The organism is Paenarthrobacter sp. RAF54_2, from assembly GCF_052113945.1.
Taxonomy (GTDB): domain Bacteria; phylum Actinomycetota; class Actinomycetes; order Actinomycetales; family Micrococcaceae; genus Arthrobacter.
Genome location: NZ_JBFRDV010000038.1, coordinates 23,670 through 29,669, shown reverse-complemented (window position 1 = coordinate 29,669; position 6,000 = coordinate 23,670). Strand labels below are relative to the sequence as shown.

4 protein-coding genes and 1 pseudogene are annotated in these 6,000 nt (G+C 61.1%); 1 reads left to right on the top strand and 4 read right to left on the bottom strand.

Annotated elements, in window-relative coordinates; genetic code table 11:
- Positions 1–916 precede the first annotated feature (916 nt).
- The 4 genes and pseudogenes from AB4Y87_RS24675 to AB4Y87_RS24660 form a co-directional block, all read right to left on the bottom strand.
- Positions 917–1,316, bottom strand: a pseudogene (locus AB4Y87_RS24675) (IS30 family transposase); the annotation flags it as partial.
- A gap of 481 nt (positions 1,317–1,797) precedes the next feature.
- Complete coding sequence (locus AB4Y87_RS24670; RefSeq protein WP_442006859.1) at positions 1,798–2,088, bottom strand: hypothetical protein; 291 nt, start codon at positions 2,086–2,088, stop codon at positions 1,798–1,800.
- Between the two features lie 509 nt (positions 2,089–2,597).
- The gene (locus AB4Y87_RS24665) at positions 2,598–2,849 is read right to left on the bottom strand and encodes a hypothetical protein (RefSeq protein ID WP_442006858.1); all 252 of its coding nucleotides are present in this window, start codon (positions 2,847–2,849) and stop codon (positions 2,598–2,600) included.
- A gap of 28 nt (positions 2,850–2,877) precedes the next feature.
- A complete protein-coding gene (locus AB4Y87_RS24660; protein ID WP_442006857.1) occupies positions 2,878–4,059 on the bottom strand; it encodes an LLM class flavin-dependent oxidoreductase in 1,182 nt (393 codons plus the stop codon).
- A gap of 474 nt (positions 4,060–4,533) precedes the next feature.
- Between AB4Y87_RS24660 and AB4Y87_RS24655 the strand changes: the two genes are divergently transcribed.
- A complete protein-coding gene (locus AB4Y87_RS24655; RefSeq protein ID WP_442006856.1) occupies positions 4,534–5,730 on the top strand; it encodes an MFS transporter in 1,197 nt (398 codons plus the stop codon).
- Positions 5,731–6,000 lie beyond the last annotated feature (270 nt).

Genomic DNA, 6,000 nt, shown 5'->3' with positions numbered 1-6,000 from the left:
CGGACGCGCATCCTGTCAGCGCAAGCAACCCGCATGCGACAACCAGGGATCCGCGCGCCATCACGCTCCTTCGTTTTCTCACAACAATTCCTCAATTCCTCACATTGGACCCACGGCTTCGGGGATCGGGCATCACGCCAAAGGCGGCCCCTGGCGTGATCTAGACCACCATACAGGGCCCCTGAATACGATTGCAACCGTTAGAGGTCAAACTTTTTGAATACGATCGCAAGGACACCGAGCGCCGTGAGCCGGCAAGTCGAATGGTGGCCGGAATGCTGGCACCGGTTCGGTCCACTACACGCTTGTGCCACGCCGGCTCCCGGCCACAGTATTTCGGATCTGGGTACGAGTCAACGCGATGAATGCCGATGCCAACGCGGCACCAGAGCCGTGGGCCTGATACGCCAATCTCCAGTGCCACCCTTAGCTTCGCGGCTGCCTCACGACATGCCTGCGGAATTTGCGTCGTCCCCCAAATCAGCCTCTGTTAAGCCCTGTGCGCGCCAGCCGCCTGGGGGACGAAGGTGACGAACATTGGCAAAATGCAGGCCTCCACCGCTGAACGATTTTGGGGCGCAACCGTAGGCATATGCTCGTCACCAATTTCTCACGCTGTCACTGCGGAGAGATGGGTCGATCGCTCGGCCGCGAGAGAACCGCTCAGCTCCTGATCTCGCTCCGCCACAACTTCGTCGAGTGCGGCGAATAGCTCCTCGCGCTCCTCGGTTTCGATGAACGGTGTCCTCTCGTCGCGGCTTTTGAAGGCAAGTACTCGCGTCGGAGATCCGTAAGGCGGGCCATGGTGGACTCATCTGGCTGTGGGCCGAGCGTCGCGAGAACGTCCCGCTTGTCGGGGACGGTCGAAAAGTGAGCCATTGCGACGGCGGCGGATTCCAGCAGCCGTCGAAACAATTTATGGTTCTACGGCAGATGAAGACAGTCTAGCCAGTCGTTCTACAGGATTCTGCCAGCCCAGGATCTCGCGTGGGCGGCGGTTGAGTTCAGCAGCAACCTTGGAGAGGTGTTGTGGACTGTGGACACTCAAGTCAGTGCCTTTCGGGAAGTACTGCCGGAGCAGGCCATTAGTGTCCGAGTTCGAACCTCGCTGCCAGGAACTGGCGGGGTCGCAGAAGTGGACGGGAATGAGTATGCGTCGCGTGAAAACTTGAGCAGGCCATTACAGTGCCCTGGTCCCGCGTCAAGGAACGCCGGAGATGGGCGGGCAGTGAACCCATTGTGGCTGCCAGCCGATCGCGCCGATCTTCTGCACCGCGGTTGCCCGCCAGATGCACGAGGACAAGCAGTGAAGCCGTCAGCGCTTGTCTCATCTGTTCGCATCATCGGGTTGGATCAAACGTAAGAGGAATAGTCAAGGACAAATGGCACCGAATCCAATTTAGCGCGCGTCGGCGCGTTTAAGGCACTGATACGTGATCGTTGACGAACGTGCCGATACCTTCAAGAGCCTCACTCGCTTCCGGCAGGAACGACTCGAAAAGAGTCCACACGTGCAGCATCTCGTCGTACTCCTGATAGCTGGGAGGCGCGCCCTACCGCCGAAGCTTGGGGGCCAGGTTACGCGAGCCGTCCAGAAGCACCTCAGCACCTCCGACCAGCAACTGACACGGCGTAAGCCAACCGAGGTCCGTCAACACAGGAAACGCGGCCGGTGCCGATCTCCGCCCCGAAGATCCGCCGTTGGTGACCCCTGACACCGCCGCAGCATGTGCACGATTGAAGGATCGCCCTAGCGCTTGATCGGCGTGAGCTCTGGCTGCTCAGGCAGATCCATTTCTAGTCGTCGTCTCCACCTGGCCGTGCGGCCATGTACGACCGCAGCTCCTCGGGAATTCCCGCATCACAYGGTGCCGCTCCGGGTACGCGTACTCTCTGACGCCCGGCGAGACTCAGACCCAGCTCTTTCTGCGACATGTAGTACTGGTACCGCAATTGTCTGCGTTGGAATAGCCATCGGTCGCCGACTCGGCAGTACTCGTCGTCGTACCGGTACGCGGCGTTCTTGCGCTGTCGGTCGATCGCCACCTCGCCATGGCCCATCTGGACCCCCAAGCGCCATCGTTGCACCAGGTGCCAGATCCACAAGATGCTGATGAACGCTGTGCATTGTCAGCGTGTACGTGTTCATGATCTGCCCAAGAACTCACGCAACTTGGGCTTGCCAGAGTACTCAGTACCGGCTCGCACGAATGTAGCGCTATCCGAAGAGGTCGATCAATGCGTCCAGGTCGAGGCTGTCGACCAGGATCGGGTAGGCCTCGGTGAGTTGTCGGATAGCGTGCAGGTCGCTCAATCGCTGCACATGCAGCAGTTCCGACCCTTTTCGATCAAGGGGCTGATGTTGACACGGCGAACGTCAAGCATGATTCTGCGGCTTCATTGTCTCCTGCGGCTGTTCCCCGGTGTAAATGACCTGGCTGCCGGGAACGTGACGCCACTTCTGACCCTGGCTGCTTCCAACTCGGCCTCGATGCACGGCTGCTTCCAACTCGGCCTCGATCGACTCAAACAGAAGACAGTGATCGCCGTAGACCCCATATTCATCGGCAATCCCCATCAGCAGAGGCGCTCGTGGGTCAACGTCGTGGTGCGGGTCCCCGAATCCTTCGATCGGTTCCCGGGCGGCGCGTCTCTCGGACACGAAACTCTTTGCCCTCCAGGACGTGGGCCTGGCCATTCATTGGCCACCGGCCGCTGATGAGGAGGCATGCGAGTTCACCGAAGCCGCGCTTGCCAATCATCGTGGTCAGCAGGTGGCCGCGAATGAGAACGTCGTCGTCGTGCACTTCCGCTATGTCCGTTGACCAGTCGTCAGTTGTCGACGCCATGGGCGCCTTCCTCTATAGAAACGACGGATCAGACCGTCGTCGGCTCCGTGATGAGTTCGGGTAGGGAGGGCTTGCGGTAGGTTTTGCCGTGCTTTGCGAGTTCTGCCTCGAAGGCGGGAATCGTGTCAGTGCGGAAGAGCTCAAGGTCGTTGACGTAGTCGAACAGGTTCAGGCAGATCCCATCGATCTTGTTCGTCGCTGCCCAGTTCGCCAGCTGTGTTCCGGCGTCTTGGGCGCTGGCGATGATCGCGTCGCCGAGGAGGAATTCACGCACGTCTTCGCGGGTTCTCATGCGCTCTTCGGCGTCCTCGGCAGACGCGGCGCCGCTCGACACGAGCATGTTTCGCAGCGCCCCACGGTCGGCCTGGTCGACGATTTGCCGTGCACGCTCCTCCGCATCGGCCGTCGTCTTACCGACGATCACGGCCTTCGCGCCGATGAAGCCGCACTCAGTGCCGACCTCCGCCCGGATCTGGCGGAATTTCTCCGCGTTGTCGCCATAGCTGAAGATGTAGTCTGCTCGCTCGGCTGAGAAACGCATCCCGGTGTAGGACTGGCCGGCATTCACGATCAAGGGTGAGACTTGCATCGGTCGCGGACGCCCGGACGCCTTGTCGATCTTGAAGTACTCGCCATCCAGCGTTGCCTCGCCGTCACGCCACAGCATCTCGACAACGTCCAACCACTCTCGGGTGTAGCTGTAACGGTGCTTGCGGTCCAGCAGCTCGACCCCGATTGAGGCGAACTCTTGCACGCCCCATCCGCTTACCACGTTGAGGCCCCAGCGGCCGCGTCCTATGTGGTCGAGCCCGACGCCGAGCTTGGCAGCCACTACCGGATTGAGCAGGTTGGTGTGCATCGTGGTCAGTAGGGTGATCTTCGTCGTGGCCGCCAAGAGTGCGGCCGACAAGGTGATCGAGTCGAGGCTCGCTCCCCGCCACACGATCTCGTCACCAGGCAAGCCAGCCCAACGCGACGGAGGCAATGCGAAGCTCATGCCCATCTCCTCCGCCGCCAACACCGTCATCAGGTTCTGCTGGAACGTCCACTCCGTCGCATTGGGCGCCAAGGTGGGCCACTCGCTGAACGACTGATTCGGCAGGAAGATCCCTAGCATCACCGAACCCTCATTGGTCCGCAGTGCTTTCTCGACGCAGTGTTCAAGATCCGAGCGGGTGGCCGGATCTGCGCTGGCAGGGTAGTACCGCATTAGATACCTCTCTGTGCTTGGAGGGAAGCGCCGACGCTCTCACGCGAATCAGGCGACACGTTCAGGGTCCCCTCTCGATGCGCTCATCGCGGTAACGTTCTGCTGTCGTTCGCGTGGATGTGGTGAGTACCGCCGATGAGCCCGGATCCTAGAATCGTATTCAATGGATGCTAACAGCATCCCGGCACGATTGTCACGCGACCATGCACAACCCGGCATCCTACAATTCCAGGCGCGACCCCCGTCAGTCTGCTTACGACAGTATGTGCACAGAATGCACCGCGCGCTGCTCATGGAGGAGCCGCCTCCTTGCTGCCTCCGCTCCTTCGTATCAGCGGTAATCGGCTCAGCCAAGCCAAATAGGGATCGTATGCAAAGAATCATGGGTTCGAGTCCAGCCTCAAGCCCTGGGTCGTGTAAGCTGGCACTCCGCGCGCCACCTCCGGTGACGCGGACTTCCGGAAGGGTGCAGTCGTGGCGAAGGGTGAACCGAAGCTGTGGTCCACAGGCTTCGTCCTCGCTTCCGCTGTCAATTTCTGCATCACCCTGGTTTTCTACCTGCTCATGACGATGATGGCACTCTTCGCTGTTGAGCAGTTCAGCGCTTCCCAGTCCGCCGCCGGCCTCACGGCGAGCTGCTTTGTTCTCGGCGCGGTCCTGGCCCGCATCTTCGCCGGCAAATTCCTGGACTTCGTCGGCAGACGGCGGATGCTTCTAATCGCGCTGGTCGTGTTCGTCATCGCCGGGATTCTCTATATTCCGGTGGACAACCTCATGCTGCTGGTGGTGATCCGGACTGTCCACGGGATGACATTAGGTGCCTCGAGCACGGTCCTCGCGGCATCCATCATCTCGCTGATCCCGGTCCTACGGCGCGGCGAGGGAATCGGGTACTTTGGTATTTCGGCCACCCTGGCCAATGCCATCGGGCCATTTCTCGCTGTCCTGCTCATTGATTCGGTGACGTACGAGGCGGTGTTCGCCGTGAGCTCGGCGTCTGCGGCAGTTGGGCTGATCCTCGCCCTGTTCTTGCGTCTACCTGAACATCAGCCGACGCCGGAACAGGCCGCCAACAAATGGCGCATGCGCCCCATCGACATGTTCGAGCCGGCGGCTCTGGCGATGGGCAGCGTCATGTTCGTCGCGGCGATCGGCTTCTCCGGGGTGCTGACATTCCTCAACTCCTTCGCCCAGGCAGAGAACATGGTCGTGGCGGCCAGCGCGTTCTTTCTCGTCTACGCAACCGTCACGCTCATCTCACGCCTCTTCGTCGGCCGGATGCAGGATCGTCTGGGTGACAATGCCGCGATCTACCCGGCGTTGCTCTCCTTCGCTGTTGGCCTCGGCCTTCTCGGGATCGCACCCGACTGGTTCGTTGTGGTGCTCTCCGCCGTGTTCATGGGCTTCGGCTTCGGTAGTCTCTTGCCGAGCGCGCAGGCTATTGCCGTCACTATGTCACCCCGGAACCGGATCGGCGTCGCGACGTCGACGTTCTTCGTGGTGATGGAAACCGGTTTCGGAGTCGGTCCGCTCGTTCTCGGTGTGCTGCTGCCGCTGACCGGCTTCCGCGGGATGTTCGGCGTTCTCGCCGTCGTCACTTTTCTCGCCGGGGTGCTTTATCACTTCGTGCACGGCTTCCGGAACGTCAAACCCGCTCACCCAGCCAGCTGACCGGGGCGGCCCGTCCGCGATGGGGCTCGTGCGCATCGGCCGGCGTTGAGTGGATGCGTCTGCGTGACGCGCAAAGCCCATTGTGCCGCGCGAAGCGCCGTTCCGCCTGTGCCGAGCCCACCGGCCCTCAACGGATGCCGGTCAGCGCCACGACATTCGCAGTATCTGCTTTGCTTCGGCCGGCCCACGGCTATATCGATATCGAGATGCACTGCGCTGGCTCACCGTGCTCGACGTTGCCAGTAATGACTTCTGTCAGCGATGGTCGAA